Source organism: Thiohalophilus thiocyanatoxydans (genome assembly GCF_004366735.1).
GTDB lineage: Bacteria > Pseudomonadota > Gammaproteobacteria > UBA6429 > Thiohalophilaceae > Thiohalophilus > Thiohalophilus thiocyanatoxydans.
Window position 1 is genome coordinate 516604 of record NZ_SOQX01000002.1, and the last position, 18250, is coordinate 534853.

The 18250-nt window shown below is 55.3% G+C and carries 22 protein-coding genes; 12 read left to right on the top strand and 10 right to left on the bottom strand.

All coding sequences use genetic code 11. From position 1 onward, the window contains the following. Positions 1-170 precede the first annotated feature (170 nt). The 4 genes from EDC23_RS06115 (at position 171) to EDC23_RS06130 (ending at position 2860) form a co-directional block, all read left to right on the top strand. Positions 171-638: a DUF3800 domain-containing protein gene (locus EDC23_RS06115; RefSeq protein WP_134082130.1), complete on the top strand. Its 468-nt coding sequence runs from the start codon at positions 171-173 to the stop codon at positions 636-638. A gap of 578 nt (positions 639-1216) precedes the next feature. Next, positions 1217-1780, top strand: a complete 564-nt coding sequence (locus EDC23_RS06120; RefSeq protein ID WP_243830726.1) for a hypothetical protein — start codon at positions 1217-1219, stop codon at positions 1778-1780. Next, positions 1773-2015: a hypothetical protein gene (locus EDC23_RS06125; RefSeq protein WP_134082132.1), complete on the top strand. Its 243-nt coding sequence runs from the start codon at positions 1773-1775 to the stop codon at positions 2013-2015. The genes EDC23_RS06120 and EDC23_RS06125 overlap by 8 nt, the downstream gene beginning before the upstream one ends. A 167-nt stretch (positions 2016-2182) precedes the next feature. Then, on the top strand, positions 2183-2860 hold the full coding sequence (locus tag EDC23_RS06130; RefSeq protein WP_134082133.1) for a cupin domain-containing protein: 678 nt from the start codon (positions 2183-2185) through the stop codon (positions 2858-2860). A 63-nt stretch (positions 2861-2923) separates the two neighbouring features. Here EDC23_RS06130 and EDC23_RS14105 read toward each other — a convergent pair whose 3' ends face one another. The 5 genes from EDC23_RS14105 to EDC23_RS14110 form a co-directional block, all read right to left on the bottom strand. Further along, positions 2924-3085 (bottom strand): hypothetical protein, encoded by a 162-nt coding sequence (locus EDC23_RS14105; RefSeq protein ID WP_166668762.1) that lies wholly within the window; start codon positions 3083-3085, stop codon positions 2924-2926. 69 nt (positions 3086-3154) lie between these two features. Then, complete coding sequence (locus EDC23_RS06135; protein WP_134082134.1) at positions 3155-3526, bottom strand: TusE/DsrC/DsvC family sulfur relay protein; 372 nt, start codon at positions 3524-3526, stop codon at positions 3155-3157. A 263-nt stretch (positions 3527-3789) separates the two neighbouring features. After that, positions 3790-4020 (bottom strand): hypothetical protein, encoded by a 231-nt coding sequence (locus EDC23_RS06140; protein WP_134082135.1) that lies wholly within the window; start codon positions 4018-4020, stop codon positions 3790-3792. Between the two features lie 251 nt (positions 4021-4271). Beyond that, complete coding sequence (msrB, locus tag EDC23_RS06145) at positions 4272-4760, bottom strand: peptide-methionine (R)-S-oxide reductase MsrB (protein ID WP_134082137.1); 489 nt, start codon at positions 4758-4760, stop codon at positions 4272-4274. Between the two features lie 183 nt (positions 4761-4943). Then, complete coding sequence (locus EDC23_RS14110) at positions 4944-5087, bottom strand: hypothetical protein (protein ID WP_166668785.1); 144 nt, start codon at positions 5085-5087, stop codon at positions 4944-4946. Between EDC23_RS14110 and EDC23_RS06150 the strand changes: the two genes are divergently transcribed. Next, positions 5086-5283: a type II toxin-antitoxin system VapB family antitoxin gene (locus EDC23_RS06150; protein WP_134082138.1), complete on the top strand. Its 198-nt coding sequence runs from the start codon at positions 5086-5088 to the stop codon at positions 5281-5283. The genes EDC23_RS14110 and EDC23_RS06150 overlap by 2 nt on opposite strands. After that, positions 5280-5648 carry a type II toxin-antitoxin system VapC family toxin gene (locus tag EDC23_RS06155; protein WP_134082139.1) on the top strand — a complete coding sequence of 123 codons (369 nt, stop codon included), beginning with the start codon at positions 5280-5282 and terminating at the stop codon, positions 5646-5648. The genes EDC23_RS06150 and EDC23_RS06155 overlap by 4 nt, the downstream gene beginning before the upstream one ends. 219 nt (positions 5649-5867) lie before the next feature. Here EDC23_RS06155 and EDC23_RS06160 read toward each other — a convergent pair whose 3' ends face one another. The 5 genes from EDC23_RS06160 to EDC23_RS06180 form a co-directional block, all read right to left on the bottom strand. Beyond that, positions 5868-6653, bottom strand: coding sequence for a copper resistance protein B (locus EDC23_RS06160; protein WP_208321294.1), 786 nt, complete (start codon positions 6651-6653; stop codon positions 5868-5870). An 18-nt stretch (positions 6654-6671) separates the two neighbouring features. Beyond that, the gene (locus EDC23_RS06165; protein WP_134082141.1) at positions 6672-8543 is read right to left on the bottom strand and encodes a copper resistance system multicopper oxidase; all 1872 of its coding nucleotides are present in this window, start codon (positions 8541-8543) and stop codon (positions 6672-6674) included. A 693-nt stretch (positions 8544-9236) separates the two neighbouring features. After that, the gene (locus EDC23_RS06170; RefSeq protein WP_134082142.1) at positions 9237-9725 is read right to left on the bottom strand and encodes a YHS domain-containing protein; all 489 of its coding nucleotides are present in this window, start codon (positions 9723-9725) and stop codon (positions 9237-9239) included. A 117-nt stretch (positions 9726-9842) separates the two neighbouring features. Continuing rightward, positions 9843-10073: a thioredoxin family protein gene (locus tag EDC23_RS06175; RefSeq protein ID WP_134082143.1), complete on the bottom strand. Its 231-nt coding sequence runs from the start codon at positions 10071-10073 to the stop codon at positions 9843-9845. A 332-nt stretch (positions 10074-10405) separates the two neighbouring features. After that, positions 10406-10870, bottom strand: a complete 465-nt coding sequence (locus tag EDC23_RS06180; protein ID WP_134082144.1) for a peroxiredoxin — start codon at positions 10868-10870, stop codon at positions 10406-10408. 186 nt (positions 10871-11056) lie between these two features. Here EDC23_RS06180 and EDC23_RS06185 point away from each other — a divergent pair, with 186 nt between their 5' ends. From EDC23_RS06185 to EDC23_RS06210, 6 genes are all read left to right on the top strand, one after another. Continuing rightward, a complete protein-coding gene (locus tag EDC23_RS06185; RefSeq protein ID WP_134082146.1) occupies positions 11057-11578 on the top strand; it encodes a type 1 glutamine amidotransferase domain-containing protein in 522 nt (173 codons plus the stop codon). 227 nt (positions 11579-11805) lie between these two features. Next, positions 11806-12039 (top strand): hypothetical protein, encoded by a 234-nt coding sequence (locus EDC23_RS06190; protein ID WP_134082147.1) that lies wholly within the window; start codon positions 11806-11808, stop codon positions 12037-12039. A 19-nt stretch (positions 12040-12058) separates the two neighbouring features. After that, on the top strand, positions 12059-12520 hold the full coding sequence (locus tag EDC23_RS06195; protein ID WP_134082148.1) for a host attachment protein: 462 nt from the start codon (positions 12059-12061) through the stop codon (positions 12518-12520). A 47-nt stretch (positions 12521-12567) separates the two neighbouring features. After that, positions 12568-14370: an adenosylcobalamin-dependent ribonucleoside-diphosphate reductase gene (locus tag EDC23_RS06200; protein ID WP_134082149.1), complete on the top strand. Its 1803-nt coding sequence runs from the start codon at positions 12568-12570 to the stop codon at positions 14368-14370. A 198-nt stretch (positions 14371-14568) separates the two neighbouring features. Beyond that, complete coding sequence (locus tag EDC23_RS06205; RefSeq protein ID WP_134082150.1) at positions 14569-15711, top strand: aminotransferase class V-fold PLP-dependent enzyme; 1143 nt, start codon at positions 14569-14571, stop codon at positions 15709-15711. A 277-nt stretch (positions 15712-15988) separates the two neighbouring features. After that, positions 15989-18244: an acyl-CoA dehydrogenase gene (locus tag EDC23_RS06210; RefSeq protein WP_134082152.1), complete on the top strand. Its 2256-nt coding sequence runs from the start codon at positions 15989-15991 to the stop codon at positions 18242-18244. Positions 18245-18250 lie beyond the last annotated feature (6 nt).

The window sequence follows — 18250 nt, forward strand, 5'->3', positions numbered from 1 at the left end:
GTAGAAGGGAAGACCAGAGAGCTGAGAGGGTCTGACTCACGCAAGCCTTTCAGGTTGTTGAAATCAGAAAATAATAGCTTAAAATTCAGGCCCAGGAAGCGCTTTACCGGCATTTTTCAGGATTTAAAAATCCAGCTATACTGGCATATCACGTATTAACAAGGACGTTTATGTTTATCTATCTCGATGAATCCGGTGATCTGGGGTTTGATTATGGTGACAAACGCCCATCGGAAAAGTTTGTGATCACGCTGCTTGTCTGTGATAACCGTGCCGCTGTGAATAGTTTTAAAGCGGCTGTTCGAAAGACGCTGAGGAACAAAATCAACCACAAAAGCAAAAATAAACGCGTGGCCGAGGAATTACATGCTACTCATGATGCGCTCACAATCAAGGCATATTTCTATCAGAAAATCAGGAGCCAGGACTGGCGGATATATGCAGTTGCACTCAATAAACGCCGTGTATATGACTATCTAACAAGTAAATCCGGCCGGAAGAAACTTTATAATTTCCTGGCTAATTTCTTACTTAAGCAAATCGATTTGAGCGCAGCAAATCCCGCAGTCACGATGGTCGTGGATAAGAGTAAAAATAAAGCTGAGATTGAGGATTTTAATCAGTATCTGGCATATTAGCTGGAGGCGAAATTACCCTTGAATGTCCCGCTTAATATCAGTCATGAAGATTCGAAAGCGAATACTGGTTTACAGGCAGTCGATTCGTTTTGTTGGGGAATTTACCGAAAATATGAACACGGCGATCTGGATTGGTATCGGCACTTTGCCGATAAAATCGCTTTTGAAACCGAATACTTGGGAAGTGAACAGGCATAAAAAAGACGGCCCCTATTATGTCTAGGTTCCTGGTATTCTTGCCAACCGCTGGAAGGGAACATACCAGGCACATAATAGGATTTACCCGTCTGTTCACTAATATCGTATTTTCTATGCTGAAAATCAAGCATGATTTTTGGCTGCCACCCCTGGCTGGGAAATAATCACATAAAAACAGATAGTTATGAGAGTGGCATTAAAAGTTCAGAAATACTGAACTGTCGTTCATATTTTGTGAACGACTGGTGAATCGGCTATGCGGTCTCCGGCCCACGCAAGCTGGCCTTTTGTGACAATCTGCAGGATATGCTGAGCGGGGGCTGACCGCCACAAGCTGTGTGACCGTCGTCTTTTTTGGCCGCTTGACACAGTATCTGGAAATGCTATTCTCAATTCGCGAATCGCGAACAGAGAATATTTTGATGAACTTGAAGCCACAGGATGTTTTGTTTTTACTGAAGCTGGTCACTTTGGGTAAAAAGCACTGGTCATTCAATAAGTTAGCTGTTGAGCTGGGAATGAGCCCCTCGGAAGTGCATGCAGCCGCCAAACGGGCGTTGGCTGCCAGGCTGGCAGTGAAAGAGGGCGACACTATATGGCCGAATATCCGGAATCTGGAAGATTTCTTATTGCATGGTATTCAGTATGTGTTCGTCCCGGACCGGGGCGGATTGAACCGGGGTATGCCGACCGCCCATGCGGCTGCGCCCATGGATGCCTGGTTTATGGCGGAGAAGGAACCGCCGCCGGTTTGGCCCGATCCGGAAGGCGAAGTACGGGGTGAGTCCTTTTCGCCTTTATACAAGTCAGCGCCGGTTGCGGCAAAACATGATTCTGATCTCTATGAGATGCTTGCCCTGGTGGACGCGGTTCGCGGTGGTCGGGCCAGAGAACGCGATATCGCTAAAAAGGAATTAAAAAAGCGGTTGGAACACTATGGCTAGAGAAAAAAACCCGAATCTTGAAATATTGATGCTCGCCGTTGATAAGCTGGGCGAGCTTGCGGAGGAGATGGTGTTCCTGGGCGGTTGCGCGACAGGCTTGCTGATTACCGATCCCGCGGCGCCTCCGATTCGTGTAACGCGGGACGTCGATGCCATTGTTCAGCTGGCTAATCCTGTAGGTCACGCTGGCGTTAGGCTGCGTGACACCCCTGCCGATACGGAGAATGTCAGGTAGCGCTGCGCGCAACCTGACCTACATTGCTGCCGGTCTCCAGCAAGAAACTCGCTCAACAGGCGGCGCTGCTTTAGTATTATGCAAGCTAACTAAACGGGGACCGTAGGCCTGTTCCCTGATCGAAATAGACGGCCCCCTCAATTCCCGGGATATTGAAAGGTGAAAAGATGGCCGATTCGTATCGTCTTAATATGGACTTTTCCCAGGTGGCCTGCGTGCTGGCCGGGGAGCAGCAATGGGTGACGAGCCCGGCGGATGGCGTGTCGCGCATTCATCTGGAGCGCGAGGCGGCCGAGTCGGGCCACACGACCAGCTTTGTCCGCTTTGAGCCCGGTTCGTCCTTTAGCGCGCATAGCCATCCAATGGGGGAAGAGATCTATGTCCTCGATGGGGTGTTCTCTGATGAGAACGGTGATTATCCGGCGGGATCTTACCTGCGTAACCCGCCGGGATCACGGCACAGACCGTATACCGAGCAAGGCTGCACCTTGTTTGTGAAGCTGGATCAGTTCCAGAAAGCGGATACGCAACCTGTCGTCCTGCGCCCCGAGGAGCAGCACTGGCAGCCCGGGATCGGCAACCTGAGCGTCTTGCCACTGCACACGTATGGCACCGAGAGCACGGCCCTGGTCTACTGGCCGGCCAATGAGGTCTTCCAGCCCCATACTCACTGGGGTGGTGAGGAGATCGTGGTGCTCGAAGGGCGGTTTATCGACGAACACGGTGAATACCCGGCCGGGAGCTGGCTACGCAGCCCCCATATGAGTCAACACTATCCCCGTGTCGAAGAGCCCACGTTGATTCTGGTCAAGGTCGGTCACCTGGATAACGGCACTCGCGAGTAACCCGCTTTATCCCTGGTTTGACGTTCAGTCAATCGGTTTGACTCGCTCACTGGCTACCAGGCATTAATGTTCCTTTTGATGAACAGTTTTTCGGCTATTGTTGTCGATGGCGGTGCCGATGCTATTCGGCATCGGGTCTTTGTTTCGCCTGGCGAAGCGCTTTTCTTTTGCGGTTAATAACGGTTGTTTCTTGTTTTCTTTCGTGCTTTTCTGGTTTCTACTCATGGATTATTCCTTTATTGATGAAGCATAAGCACCTCCCTGTGCAAGTTACGTTACGTCGTTGGGTTTCTGTCAGAAATTGGTGCCGAATGAGAGATCGGTGGTGTTGGCCGGCGCGCGCAGGTTGGCGAGGCGGCTGCCCTGGGTGACCGGGCCGCCGGTGAACAGCTGGCGCAGATAGCGGCTGCCGCCTTTTAGAACGAAGTACCGATCCAGTTCCCGGGCCAGGCTGCGTGCATGTCTCGGCGATCCCTGCTCGAGATACTGCTTGCGCAGGTACATGATCACGTTCCAGTGGTCGTCGTTCAGCGCGATGCCTTCGTTGGCGGCGAGGGCGGTGGACTTTTCGCGGTTCCAGTCCTGTTCATGGAGTTCTGTGTGACGTTCGGGCGTGTCGTAACCGGTGGGTTCGCTATCCCGGGCTTGTATTGCGTATTGGGTCATGCTGTTTCCAGTGCCGTTGAGGCGTATTGGGTTATTGCGTCTTTCTGGTGACGGGTTTTCCGCCGGTGGGCCTGATCTCAGCTTGCGCTGTATCAGGCCTAAATAGTGTTTCCGAATACCCAAACACTTGTTCAAAAGATTGCTTCGCTTCGCTCGCAATGACCGTAAGTAGAGATGTCATTGCGAGGAACAACGTAACGAAGCAATATCTCTGGACTGGTATCCGGAACATTTGGTTTAGCTCAATGGTGGACCGGTTATCGTCAAGCGTCCTGTTTGCTGTGATTGCTGGCCGTATGGGACGGGTTCAGTTTGATAGTCTTGATTTTATTCATCGCATTGCCGGGCATGGGCTCCACCTGGTTTTTGTGCGATTCCGGTTCGTGCTGGGGCTGGCTCTGGAGCTTGCCCCATGTCAGGTAATGGGTGTTGATCGCTTTGAGATAATTAGTGCGGGTGGAGGCATTGTAGGGGGCGGTAAAGAATGTATTCATGGTGACTCTCCTGTGGATCATCACTGACTGCCTGTATGCTCATACGTTCTGAGCCACTCCTTGCAGGAACACGAGTCTGTGTTGAAACCGGCTGGCCAATCCACAGGGTGTGTAGTGATGACTACGATCCACTATGGACCCTTTGCGGGGAAATAGCACATCAATTTAAGTGATGAGACAGTTGGCAGTCGGCAGTTTGCAGTTGGCAGATACTGAGTACTTAGTACTTAGTACTTAGTACTAGTGAGTGACTATGCCGGGATGAATTTTAGGGCCAGGCCGTTGTTGCACCAGCGCTTGCCGGTGGGTTCCGGGCCGTCGTCAAATACGTGGCCCTGGTGACCTTCGCAGCGGGCGCAATGGTATTCGGTGCGCGGCCAGACCATTTTGAAGTCGAGACTGGTTTCGACGGCGTCGGGCAGGGTGGTGGTGAAACTGGGCCAGCCGGTGCCGCTGTCATATTTCATCTCGGAGGTGAACAGCGGCAGTGCGCAGCCGGCGCAGACATAGGTGCCCTTGCGCTTTTCGTCGTCCAGCGGGCTGGAGAAGGCCGGTTCGGTGCCGTCCTCGCGCAGGATATCGAACTGTTCCTGCGTCAGGATCCGCTTCCACTCGGCTTCGCTTTTGGTGATTTTCTCGATCGCCGCCTGGCGTTCCTCTGCACTGAGCAGGAGCCGGGGCGCAAGCAGGGTAGCCGAGCTGATGCCGGCGAGTGTGGTGATGAAGCGGCGTCTGTTCATGTCCTGATTCTCCTGCCTTGCCAAGTTCACGCCGTACCGGGCCAGGCGATTGCATAACCGATCTGATTATCGACGTATACAGGTAGACAGACTGGTTGGGAATTGGTTCCGGGGCTGGTCTCAGTCGGCAGATTGCACCGATAGCAGTCGGCAGTCGGCAGATAGCAGTCCGCAGAATGTAGGTCACATTGGCGGCAGCCTATGTGACGCAACTTTTTTCAGGGCCAGCCAGGACCAAATACCCGCCACACCATTTCCCAGCGGCACGACAAACAGCATCAAATAGTGTATTCTTTGATGCAGTGCCATCGAATGAGGTGTTTTCATGCGTACCACCCTGAATATTGATGATCAGTTGCTGGACGAGGCCCGGCGTATTACCGGGATGACCGAAAAAGCCGCCCTGGTGCGGGAGGGTCTGCGCGCGCTGATCGAACGAGAGAGCGCCCGGCGCCTGGCGCAGCTGGGCGGCAGTGAGCCGCAACTGGAGTCCGTGCCGCGCCGGCAGTCCGATCCGGCATGATTCTGGTCGACACCTCGGTGTGGGTGGATCACCTGCGCGTCGGTGATGCCACGCTGGAGGAATTGCTGAACCACAGCCAGGTGCTGATGCATCCTTTTGTGCTTGGTGAGCTGGCGTGCGGCAATCTACGCAACCGTGGCAAGGTGCTGCAACTGCTCGGGAATCTGCCACAAGCGACGGTCGCCAGCGAGGCGGAGGTACTGTTCTTCATCGAACGCCACACGCTGATGGGCCGGGGGATCGGCTATATCGACGCGCACTTGTTGGCGGCTGTAACCCTGAGTGGCTCGACACAACTCTGGACAAGAGACAAGCGCCTGCGGTCGATAACCGAGGATCTGAACCTGGTGTACAGTGCGGATTGAACCACCTGAGTGGTCAATCTGGGCATTATGTCGCAAACCAGGAGGGGTGGAAGTTCTTGAATATCAGCCCATTAGCGTCATATCTTAAATTTAACATAATATACATTATGCGAACCAAAGAAGGCAACGGGATTCGGGCCCAGAGACCTGTCTGGTTCGGTCAACCAAGCCCCCGGGGGTTTTCCCCGGGGCCTTGGTTTGGCTCCATGCCTGACGTTTTCAGAACCACATGCGGATGCCCGCCACAACGGCTGAGTGGTCGGTATCTTCGCTCTCGGCTTCACGCAAATCTGCCGTGTCACCAAGATACTTGTTCCAGCTTACGCCAATATAGGGCGCAAATTCTCGACGAAATTCATACCGCAAGCGCAAGCCGAACTTGGCATTGGTGATCCCCTTGCCGATACCGAATTCCGGCACGTCGTTGGCTGAGTACGCTGTCTCAAACCGGCCCTGCAAAATGGTTCGCTGGGTCAGCAGCCAGTCGTATTCGGCCTCGAGATCCGCCGAGGTGTCACCGTCATCGCTCAGCCGCAGATTGGCGTCGATCTCGAACCAGTATGGCGCCAGGCCCTGAATGCCGAACACGGCGAAGCCACGCTCCTTGTCGGGACCGGGACCGTATTCGCTCTGGTAACCGGCGCCCATCTGGAGATCCCAGAACGGCGCAACCATGCGGCTGTAGAGGACATCCAGGGTTTCGATTTCCCCGCCTTCACCGCCGCTGACGACATCTTCACCTTCACCTTCTATATAGAGACGGTTAGTGTCGCCGCCGTACCAGTACTGGCCTTCCCAGTTGACGGTATCCTCCTCGTCACCCCAGGCATATTCAAGCCGATCGATGAGTAACTTGCTGTAGTTTGTCGAATCATGTACCGGGATCGGCCAGCCGGGTTTTTTCGGTTTGGGTTCTGCCTGTGCGCCCAAAGAGACGATCGACAGTTGCAACATCAAAACCATGGCGATGGCCGACGGGATCACGTTTGATAATAAGCGTTTCATTGTTTTGCCTCCTCTGGATTAACTGACCGATACCACGCGGAACATACCCGCTTTCATGTGGTACAGGAGGTGACAATGAAATGCCCAGTCGCCCGGTGCGTCCGCGGTGATTTGCGCAGAAAGCATTTCGCCGGGTTTGAGACTGAGCGTGTGTTTGCGTGGCCGGTATTCGCCATGCCGGTTTTCCAGTTCCATCCACATTCCGTGCAGATGGATGGGATGGTCCATCATGGTGTCATTCACCAGAATCAGGCGCAGGCGTTCACCGTGATGAAACTGCACCGGGCCATCCACTTCGGAGAACTTCTCGCCGTCAAATGACCACATATAACGCTCCATGTTGCCGGTCAGATGCAGCTCGATTTCCCGTTCGGGTTCACGTTGATCCGGCCAGATTTTCAGACTGCGCAGATCGTTGTAGACCAGAACTTTATGGTCGACATCATCCAGTCCGACCCCGGGATCATCCATCCGGTTCATCGGATTGGGTGAGACCATCGCCGCCCCGGATCCATGATTATCGGGCCCGTGGGTAATTTTGCGATCTTTCAGCACCCAGTCAGAGGCTTTCTCAGCATCGTTCATGTCATGTTGCATATCACTGCCCTGCTCCATCGACATGTTGTCCTGATTATGATCCATGCCTCCACTGCTGCCCGCTTGCCCATCCATTGACATGTTGCTGTGATCCATCTCGCTGTTGGAAGACATATCCATCTGCATATCACCATGCTCCATGCCCATGGATTTCATGCCGCGTTCCACCGGTTGCGGACGGGGCTCCGGTACCGACGCGGTCATTCCTTCGCGCGGGGCCAGGGTCGCCCGCACATAGCCGGATCGATCCATGGACTCGGCAAAGATGGTATAGGCTCGTTCGTCATCCGGTTCGACAATGACGTCGTAGGTTTCGGCCACGCCGATACGAAATTCATCGACCGGCACCGGCTCGACATTCTGGCCGTCGGCCGCGACCACGGTCATTTTCAGGCCGGGAATGCGCACATCAAAGAACGACATGGCGGAGCCATTGATGAAACGCAGCCGGACCTTCTCGCCGCGACGGAACAGCGCGGTCCAGTTGGACTCGGACGGCAGACCGTTGATCAGGTAGGTATAGACACTGCCGGTGACATCCATAATGTCCCGGGAACTCATGCGCATCTGGCCCCACATTTTCCATTTGTCCATCGCCGGGCCCCAGCCCATGCTGGCGGCATCGTCAAAGAAATCGCCGATCGTGCGTTTCTGGTAGTTGTAATACCCTTCGGCTTTTTTCAGATTGGCCAGCACGTGATAGGGATCGTCATAGGTCCAGTCCGAGAGCATGACCACATAGTCCCGATCATACTCGAAGGGTTCGGGCTGCGCCGGATCGACAATCAGCGGCCCGTAATGGCCGAGCTGCTCCTGCAGGCCGGAATGGCTGTGGTACCAGTAGGTGCCGCTCTGTTTGACGGGATAACGATAAACGAAGGTTTCACCGGGCTTGATGCCGGGGAAGCTGACACCGGGCACCCCGTCCATGTTTTCCGGCAGCAAAATGCCATGCCAGTGAATCGAGGTGCTCTCTGACAGGTTATTGGTGACGCGCAACATCACCTCACGCCCCTCCTGCATCCGGATCAGCGGACCCGGCACGGAGCCGTTGATAGTAATGGGGTTGGCTTCCCGAGATCCGATTTTCATCGGCGTATGATCGATCGTCAGATCAAAGATATCGGTATTGCCGGACACGGTTTTATCTGCCAACAGGTTACCTGTCTGTTGCCAGGCATAGGCCGGCGCCAGCCGGCCCAGTCCCGCGAGGACGGCCATCGCCGCCGCGCCCTGCAAAAATTGCCGGCGGCCGGGCGAGCGTGGGCTTTTCGGTTCGAGATATTTGTTCATGTGAACATCTCCCTTTCTCCATAACGTATAGCACAACTGAGCAAAGCCGCATCAGCGTGCCGGAATCAGAATAAAAAATAGCAACACGGCATGTCCGCCCAGGCGGACACGGTAGACAGGAGTTCAGGTTCGGGGAGGACGGGGTTCAGTCGCCTGATAGAAAGAGAGAAAGAATTTTACGGGAATTTGCCGATAGGCTGGATCAGTATCGGAGGATTCAGAAAGATCGTGTAACAGGGCTGTAACACAATGCGAGCAGGAACCGCAGCTGCCGCTCTCGCAGCTGTTGTCCGAGCAATGCTGACAGCCGGCCTGTTCCCCACAACAATCTGCCATGCTGGCGTGATCCGGGGCCTGCTGCAGGGTGACAACGGGGCGCTCGAGGGCCGGCGTCACTGCCGGTTCAGCCGCCACGGCAGGGCCGGCCTGCGCGGCAGAGACACCGAACGCCAGCGCTAAAATTAATAATTTCAGTATCTTATAAAACATGATTGATTATACGTCGGATGACACTGATTTTGACCCTTGTTTTGCCGATTGGTTCGCGCGCCGACTCCGGGAAACTGTCAGCTTTTTCACCCTATCAAAGCTGTCAGGAGAAATACACCCTTTCCCCTGCAGTAATGGCTTTGAGGTTCGCGCAGATCCAGTGCCTTGTTATCTTGCAGACAGGCGTCTTGCGATTCGGGGTTATTAGTGATGATGGCCATGCGATGAGGAACTGCCTTCAAGGCTGTCGACTTCGGTCTCCTCCAGGTAATGAACAAATGCGCGACGTAATTTTTCGGCCATACCATTACCAGGACGACCGCCTAGCTGAACAATCCTGTGTTCGACCTGTTCCGCCGTGGCCTGTAACAGATCATAGGTGATTTCCACTTCCTCCTGCATTACAGTCACCTGTTTGATACCCATCATACTGCCCAATTCTTTGACCAGTTCTTCGGATTGCTGTGAGGACAACGCTTCGGATAATTTCAAACGGCGCCGTTTGATCACCTCGTCTTTATGTGACGGGTGGCCGGGTTTGCCAATATAAAGATTTGGATTGGCCAGAAAACGGCTCTGGCATTGTTGTGAGCAAAAGGCAAAATGCATGTCCAGATAATCAACCGCGTATTTATCACGCGGCACCAACATGCCACAAACGGGATCTTTGAGTTTATCCTGCTCTTGTTGCATGATACGTCACCCGTTATGTAGGCAATAAGCTTTCAGTCCTGTTTTAACGCCAGGGAAAAGTATTCAATAGTCATGCGCGATTGACCATCGCTTTTCCCGGGTGCTGAATTCATCACCTTATTTGGTCAATCCCAGAGCCGCTTTGAGTTCCTCCTCACTCGGCTGACTGCGAAACACCACTTCCTCATCCAGCACCAGGTTCGGAGAGTGACGAATATTGAACTGTTTAACAACATCCGGTGCGTCTTCAACAAAGATGAGTTCGTACTCGACACCTAACTGTTGAAGTTCATGTTCGAGATTGGGTCTGTGCGTACACTCTTTTGTGGCGATAATCTTGACGTCCATAACATCCCCCTTCTATGAGTCTGTAATTAAAAGTTTCCACGTGCATGGAGATACGACATTCTGACTCCCACACTGTTTTCTGAAAACACCTTCTGACGCAGCGCTCAACCTGCAATCACTAAAGCCGTGGGTGCGGGTTTGAAGGCCGGTTTTCGAACCCGGTTCAGCATGGAAATTACTGATCAGTGTAAAAGGTGTGAGCTACACACAAGTCAAATGCTTTATTGCCCGCAATAAAATAAGAAGATCCTTATATTATCAAGCGAGGTGACAACAAGGGATGCGTGCCCGATAGACTGACCTGGCCGGGCGCATCCCAAAAGAAAGTTATTTTACAGCTCCTGGACTGTCTTCAGCATGGCCTGGGCGTGCCCTTCGGGGTTCACGCCGTATTCCACATGGACCAGTTTGCCGGTCTTGTCGATCACGAAGGTGGAACGCACGACGCCCATTTTCTTCTCGCCGTTTTTCTCCTTCTCCTGCCAGACACCGTATTTTTCGCACAGCTCGCCGCTGGTGTCGGCCAGCAGATCAACGCGCAGGCCGAACTTGCTGATAAATTGCCGGTGGCTGTCACAGTCATCCTTGCTGACGCCAAGAATGACCGTATCCTGTTGCGCGAACTCATCCGCCAGTTCGGTGAACTGGTTGGCCTCGATGGTACAGCCCGGGGTATCGTCTTTGGGGTAGAAATAGACAATGACATGTTTGTTATTCCTGAAGTCACCCAGACAGACGGTTTTATCGTCCTGGTTCGGGGTGCAGAAATCCGGTGCCATCTGGCCGCTCTGTAACATAGTACCTCCATTTAAATTTAGAAAAATTGCATCAACTGTACCCAGTGTATAACAGCTGGACGGCCTTTATCGCCCTTGAATCTTTGCGGGTAAAAATCTGAAAATTTCCCTGCAGGATCGTTGCAAAACAGCTTTACTGTAAATAACGATTACGCCAGATCAAGACTCACCGTCCCGGAGGCCATAATGAGCAAGTTGGTTTTTATTGTTGGCGAAGGTTTTGAGGATTCGGAGTTTCAGGTGCCCTACGAACACCTGAAAAAGGCCGGCCATGCGATCGATGTGATGGGTGATGAGGCCGGGGTGGATGTGCACGGCAAACGCGGCGGTTTCGCCGCCCATATCGACATCGATGCCCGCGGGGCCTATCCGCACGATTATGCCGCCCTGGTCATTCCCGGGGGCTTTGGTCCGGATCGCCTGCGGACAAATGAGAAAATCGTGGCTTTTGTCGAGGGCTTTGTCAGTACCGGCAAGCCGGTGGCGGCAATTTGCCATGGCCCGCAATTGCTGATCGAGGCGGACCAGGTCCGCGGCCGCACCCTCACCTCCTGGCCCTCGGTGCGTACCGATCTGCTCAATGCCGGTGCGGTGTGGGTCGATGAACCGGTGGTCGTGGACGGTAACCTGATTACCTCGCGCAAGCCGGCTGATCTTGAGCCATTTTGTCAGGCGATTGACGCCGCGCTGGCCCGTCAAGCCGCTTGAGACCAGAGCGCCCGAACCGCGTCGTTCCCGGAGTATCACTACGATTTTTCAATCACTTACCGGCACTATTGCCGGCGATGGAAAAAGCAGTCCGGAATGTGACAAGGCGCGCTGAAGAGCTACACTGTTAGTAATATGGATCCGATTGATTTCCTCTCTCTGTCTGGAGTCGGACCGGCCCTGTTCGCCGGCCGGAGAGACGCTGAGAGCGGGAGGGCATTGAACCCATGAGTGAGCAGTACCTTCACTCCTTATATATATTCAACAACGAACTCGCTTTTGATCCGTACGCCACAACCCGTTTTACTGGCGTGATACCGCGCATTGATGACATTACCGTTTTTACCAACCCGGGCCGGAGATCCGGATTGAGTGCAAGCGTCATCGGCAGTTGGGATAGCCGTGCACAAAACATGAAGCTGCAAGCATTACCACTTTCGCCTTTTTGTATTAATGTCTAACCCGAAGGAGGAGTTATTTATGCCCAAGACCTGGATTCTGGTTGCCGACAGCAGCCGGGCGCGTCTTTTTCTTGCCGACAGCGCATCCTCACCCCTGGTAGAACTGGAAACTTTTACTCACCCCGCCAGCCGACAACATGAACAGGAGATCACCTCCGACCTGCCCGGCAAACAGAACGGCAAAGGGATTAACGGCAGTTTTGCGCATGCCATGACTCAGGAGACCGATCCCAAACACCAGGAAGCCATCAACTTTGCCCGTGAAGTGACGCAACATCTGAACAAGTCACACAGTAAGAACAAGTTCCGGCAACTGATTATTGTCGCCGCTCCGAATTTTCTCGGGCTGTTGCGTGATAACCTGAACCACAACACCCGTCGTAGTCTGACTCTGCAACTGGACAAGAATCTGACCCAGTATAAACCGGCGGACATTCGTAAACATCTTCCCGAGTATTTACCCAATCTGGAACTTCACTAAAACCCACTTCAGGCCGGTAAGATTACCGGCCTGTTTCGTTAGCCATTATGCAAAGTGACATCGCCAACCATATCTGGGAAACCAAGTACCGCTATTACCTGGACGGTAATCCCGTGGATACGGCGATCAGCGATACATGGCAGCGGGTCGCGCTGGCCGCCGCGCAGGCGGAAACAGAATCGATCGAGCTCTGGCAACAGCGCTTTTATGAATTATTAAAGGATTTTCGCTTTTTGCCCGGCGGTCGTATTCTGGCCGGCGCCGGCACCGACAAGGATGTCACCCTGTTCAACTGTTTTGTGATGGGCACCATCGAGGATTCGATGGACGGAATATTCGATGCCCTCAAGGAAGCGGCCATCACCATGCAACAGGGTGGTGGAGTTGGTTACGATTTCTCCACCCTGCGGCCGCGCGGTTTCGTCGCCCACCATCGCGGGACGGTCGCTTCGGGGCCGGTCTCGTTCATGCGGATCTGGGATGCGATGTGTGCCACGGTACTCTCCACCGGCGCGCGACGCGGCGCCATGATGGCCACCTTGCGGTGTGATCATCCCGATATTGAGGAATTCATTCACGCCAAACAGCAGAGCGGCGCCCTCACCCACTTTAATCTGTCGGTGCTGGTAACGGATACATTCATGGAGGCGGTCAGCAACGATGATGACTGGCCGCTGATCTTTCCACTCGAGGATCCGGCCGCCGGCACAGCGGACTTGCTGGCTGAATGGCCCGGTTACGAACAACCGGTCCCGTGCAAAATCGTCCGCCGGATCAACGCGCAGAAGTTGTGGCAGCAGATCATGCGTGGAACCTATGCGTATGCCGAACCGGGGGTACTGTTTTATGATCGCATCAACCGGGAGAACAATCTCGCTTATCGGGAAACCATCGCCGCCACCAATCCCTGTGGCGAGATCCCCCTGCCCCCTTACGGCGCGTGCAATCTGGGCTCATTGAACCTGACTTGCTATGTACAGGATCCATTCTCGTCCCGGGCGCAGATCGACATGGCACGGCTTCAGGCCGATGCCCGTCTGGCTGTCCGTTTTCTGGATAACGTGATCGACATTTCCCGCTTTCCCCTGGCCCGGCATCAGGCCTATGAGAGCGGCAGCCGGCGCATCGGGCTCGGCATCACCGGCCTCGCCGACACCCTGATGATGCTGGGACTCGCTTATGCCAGTGACACAGGACGCGCACAGGCCGAGGCGATTCTGCAACACCTGTGTCACAGTGCCTATGCCGCCTCCATCGAGCTGGCCCGGGAGAAAACGCCATTTCCGTTTTTTCAGGCGGACGATTACTTGCGCAGCCCCTTTATCCGGCGCCTGCCCGACAAACTGCAACAGCAGATCAGGCAATACGGCATTCGCAACAGTCATCTGGTGGCGATTGCGCCGACCGGCACCATCAGTCTGTTTGCCCGGAATGTCTCCAGCGGCATTGAGCCGGTTTATGATCTGAGCGCCAGTCGCCGGGTACTGAACCACGACGGTGAATTCAACCAGTTTACCATCGAGGACGATGCGTGGCGGCAGTGGCGACAACAACACCCCGATCAGCCGACGCCCGATTATTTTCAAACCGCCCTGCAGATTGCTCCGCGGGATCATCTGAAGATGCAGGCGCAACTGCAGCCACATGTGGATAACGCCATCTCCAAAACCATCAATGTCCCGCAGGATTACCCGTTTGAGGAGTTTGTTGATCTCTATCGTCTGGCGTATGAGAGCGGTTTAAAAGGTTGCACCACCTATCGCCCCAATCCGGTGACCGGCGCCATTCTCAGCAGCGACGATATTCAAAGTACGCACCATTGCTGTAGTATTGAACGTGAAGCGGATTGAATCGTAATCCCTGTCAGTAGGAGGCCAGCCCTCTGGCCGATTGTTGAACAGGGTGCTGCGATCTCGTCGAGGTAAAATCGCCGAGAGGGCTCGGCTCCCACAGAGAGGTTGTTTGTTTGGGATGTAATCTGCAGGCTGCAGGAGGCCAGTCCCTGGCCGATTGGTTGAGTGATTATCGAGATGGAGTAGCTTATCCTGATGAGTGATGTTCCGGCGTTGATCGAGCAGGAGTTCAACCTGCAGGATGATCTGATTCATCTCAATCATGCGGCGGTGGGGCCCTGGCCCCGACGAACCCGTGAGGCGGTGGAAGCCTTTGCCCGCGACAACAACCGGGTCGGTTCCCTGCACTATCCGCAATGGGTCACGACCGAAACCCGGGTGCGCGAGCGTCTGGCCCGGCTGATCAATGCCGCTGCCGAGGATATTGCGCTGGTGAAAAACACCTCCGAAGCGCTCTCCATGGTGGCTTATGGCCTGAGCTGGCAGCCCGGGGAGAATATCGTCATCAGCGACGAGGAATTTCCCTCCAACCGGATTGTCTGGGAATCGCTAAAGCCCCGTGGCGTGGAAGTGCGCCAGGTTAACCTGCACGGTGACAAGTCACCGGAAGCGGCCCTGATCGACGCCATGGATTCGAACACCCGATTGCTGGCCATCAGCTCGGTCCAGTATGCCTCCGGGTTGCGGGTCAACCTGGAACAACTGGGTGAACAGTGCCGCAAACAGGACATCCTGTTTTGCGTCGATGCGATCCAGAGCATCGGCGCGGTGGAAATGGATGTGCAGGCCTGCGGCGCCGACTTTGTCATGGCCGACGGGCACAAGTGGATGCTGGGCCCCGAAGGGCTGGCCCTGTTTTACACCCGACCGCAAAGCCGTGAACGCCTGCAACTGCTGGAGTATGGCTGGCACATGGTCGAAGAGATGGGCGACTTCGATAACCCGCACTGGATACCGGCGCACAGCGCGCGCCGTTTCGAATGCGGCAGTCCCAACATGCTCTGCATTCACACCCTGGATGCCAGCCTCTCCCTGCTCGAGGCGATCGGCATGGCAACGATCGAACAGCAGGTGCTGGAAAACAGCCAGCGTATGTTCGAGGCCATTGGCCAGTTTCCCAACCTCGAACTACTCACCGATACGCAAGCAGGACGTTATGCAGGAATCGTGGTATTCAAACACAGGCAGATACCGGCCGAGCAACTCTATAGCAGGTTAATGGAACAACACGTGCTGTGCGCCCGGCGTGGTGGCGGCATCCGCTTTTCACCCCATTTTTATACGCCATGGGCGAAAATTGTACAGGGTCTGCAAATGGCCAACACGGGTACGGACTAAGCCGTTAACCGGGCTTGCTGAACCCGACCGGGACGCATAAAGTCAGGAAAAGGATGAAAGTTTTACATCAGCACAGCGTCAAACCGGCAAGTGAGGTAACGATTCGCTGCGCGAGGGCGCAGACGTCAAACCCCGGGTATACGGGAGAGGCGGTGCCATAAACGACACGAACCCGGCGGGAACGGGATAAAGTCTTTACACGAGTGAACGTTCTACCAGGAACGTGACTCTAAATAATGACGGTGGATGGCAGCATCATGCGCAAAGGAGACATCCCATGAACAGCGTGACCCGGAAAGTCAAAGGCTGGCGACAACACTGGATCTCCCGGCCTTTGTTGACGTTGTTCAAACGGGTCTCGCCACGCATGTCCCAGACCGAACGTGAAGCCCTGGAAGCCGGATCGGTCTGGTGGGACGGCGAACTGTTCAGCGGCCGTCCGCGCTGGAGCAAACTGCGCAGCCTGCCGGCGCCGATTCTCTCGGCCGAGGAACAGGCGTTTCTCGACGGGCCGGTGGAAAAACTCTGCCAGATGCTCGATGACTGGACGATCACCAGCGAACGTTACGATCTCTCCGAGCAGGCCTGGCAGTATATAAAAGAACAGGGCTTTTTGAGCCTGATTATCCCCAGGGAGTACGGCGGCCTCGACTATTCCAACCTGGCCCACTCGGCCATCGTCATGAAACTGGCGACCCGCAGTATCACCGGCGCGGTGACAGTGATGGTGCCCAACTCGCTGGGCCCGGCCAAGCTGCTGCTCGAATACGGCACCGAGGAGCAGAAAAACCATTACCTGCCGCGGCTGGCCAAAGGCGAGGAGATCCCCTGCTTCGCCCTGACCAGCCCCGAAGCCGGCAGCGATGCGGGATCCATGCCCGATTACGGCATCGTCTGTCGCCAGGACTTTCAGGGCCAGAAAGACGTGTTGGGGATGCGCGTCACCTGGGAGAAACGGTATATCACCCTGGGACCGGTGGCCACGCTGCTGGGACTGGCCTTTCACCTTTATGATCCCGATCACCTGCTCGGTGACGAGGACGATCTGGGTATTACGCTGGCGCTGATTCCCACCGACACCCCCGGGGTTAACATCGGCCGGCGTCACTTTCCGCTCAATGTGACGTTCATGAACGGACCCAACAGCGGCAAGGATGTGTTCATTCCCATGGACTGGATCATCGGCGGCCAGGATCGGGTCGGTCAGGGCTGGCGCATGTTGATGGAATGCCTGTCCGACGGACGCGGGATCTCCCTGCCGGCGCTGAGCGTCGGCGCCGGCAAGCTGGTCACCCGCGCGGTCGGCGGCTATGCCCGTATTCGCCGCCAGTTCAAGCTGCCTATCGGCCGTTTCGAAGGCGTCGAGGAGGCCCTGGCGCGGATCGGCGCCTACACCTATATGATGGATGCCGCGCGCGGACTGACTGCCGTGGCGCTGGATCATGGCGAAAAACCGTCGGTCATCTCCGCCATCGTCAAATACCATCTGACCGAGGGCATGCGTCAGGTGATCAACGACGGCATGGATGTGCTGGGCGGTGCCGGCATCTGTCTGGGCCCGCGCAACTTTCTTGCCCGGGGTTATCAGTCCACCCCGATCAGCATCACGGTCGAAGGCGCCAACATTCTCACCCGCACCATGATCATCTTCGGCCAGGGCGCGATCCGCAGCCACCCCTATATCTTCAAGGAGCTGGAAGCGATGGGCATGGAAGATGCCGACGCCTCGCTGGAAAACTTCGATCGCGCCCTGTTCAGCCACATTGGCTTTACGACCAAAAACATGTTCCGCAGCCTGTTCCACGGGCTGACCGGCGCGCGTCTGGTCTGGGCGCCCGGTCGCCGGCCGGTACGCCGCTATTATCAGCAACTGACCCGCATGAGTGCGGCCTTTGCGCTGATGACCGACGTCGCCCTGCTCACGCTGGGCGGCGATCTCAAGCGCAAGGAGAAACTCTCCGGCCGCCTCGGCGACATTCTCAGCCAGCTCTATCTGGCTTCGGCCTGTCTCAAGCGCTTCGAGGATCAGGCCCATCCGAAACAGGACGAGCCGCTGTTGCACTGGTGTTGTCAGCATGCGCTGTTTGAAATGCAGCGCGCCTTCGACGGGTTGTTGCAAAACCTTCCCAATCGTCCCATTGCCTGGGTGATGCGCTGGATGGTCTTTCCCTGGGGACAACACTTCAAGCAGCCCGGCGACAAACTCGGCCACGGTGTCGCCCGCCTGCTGATCAATCCCGGCGAGGCCCGCGAGCGACTCGGCGAAGGCTTGTACCAGCCCCATGCCAGTGACGAGCCTCTGCAACGGATCGAGGATGCGTTGCACAAGGTGATTGCCGCCGAACCCATCGAAAAACGGATCCGCGATCAACTGACCGATTACGAGCCGGATTACCACGGTCTGGAGGGGCTGTTACACGCCGCGCTCAAACAGGCTATTATCAGTGAACAGGAGGCCGAGACCGTCCGTGCCGCCGATGCCGCACGGCGCGAGGTGATCAAGGTGGATGATTTCGGCCCCGACCTCAAATAGCAAAGG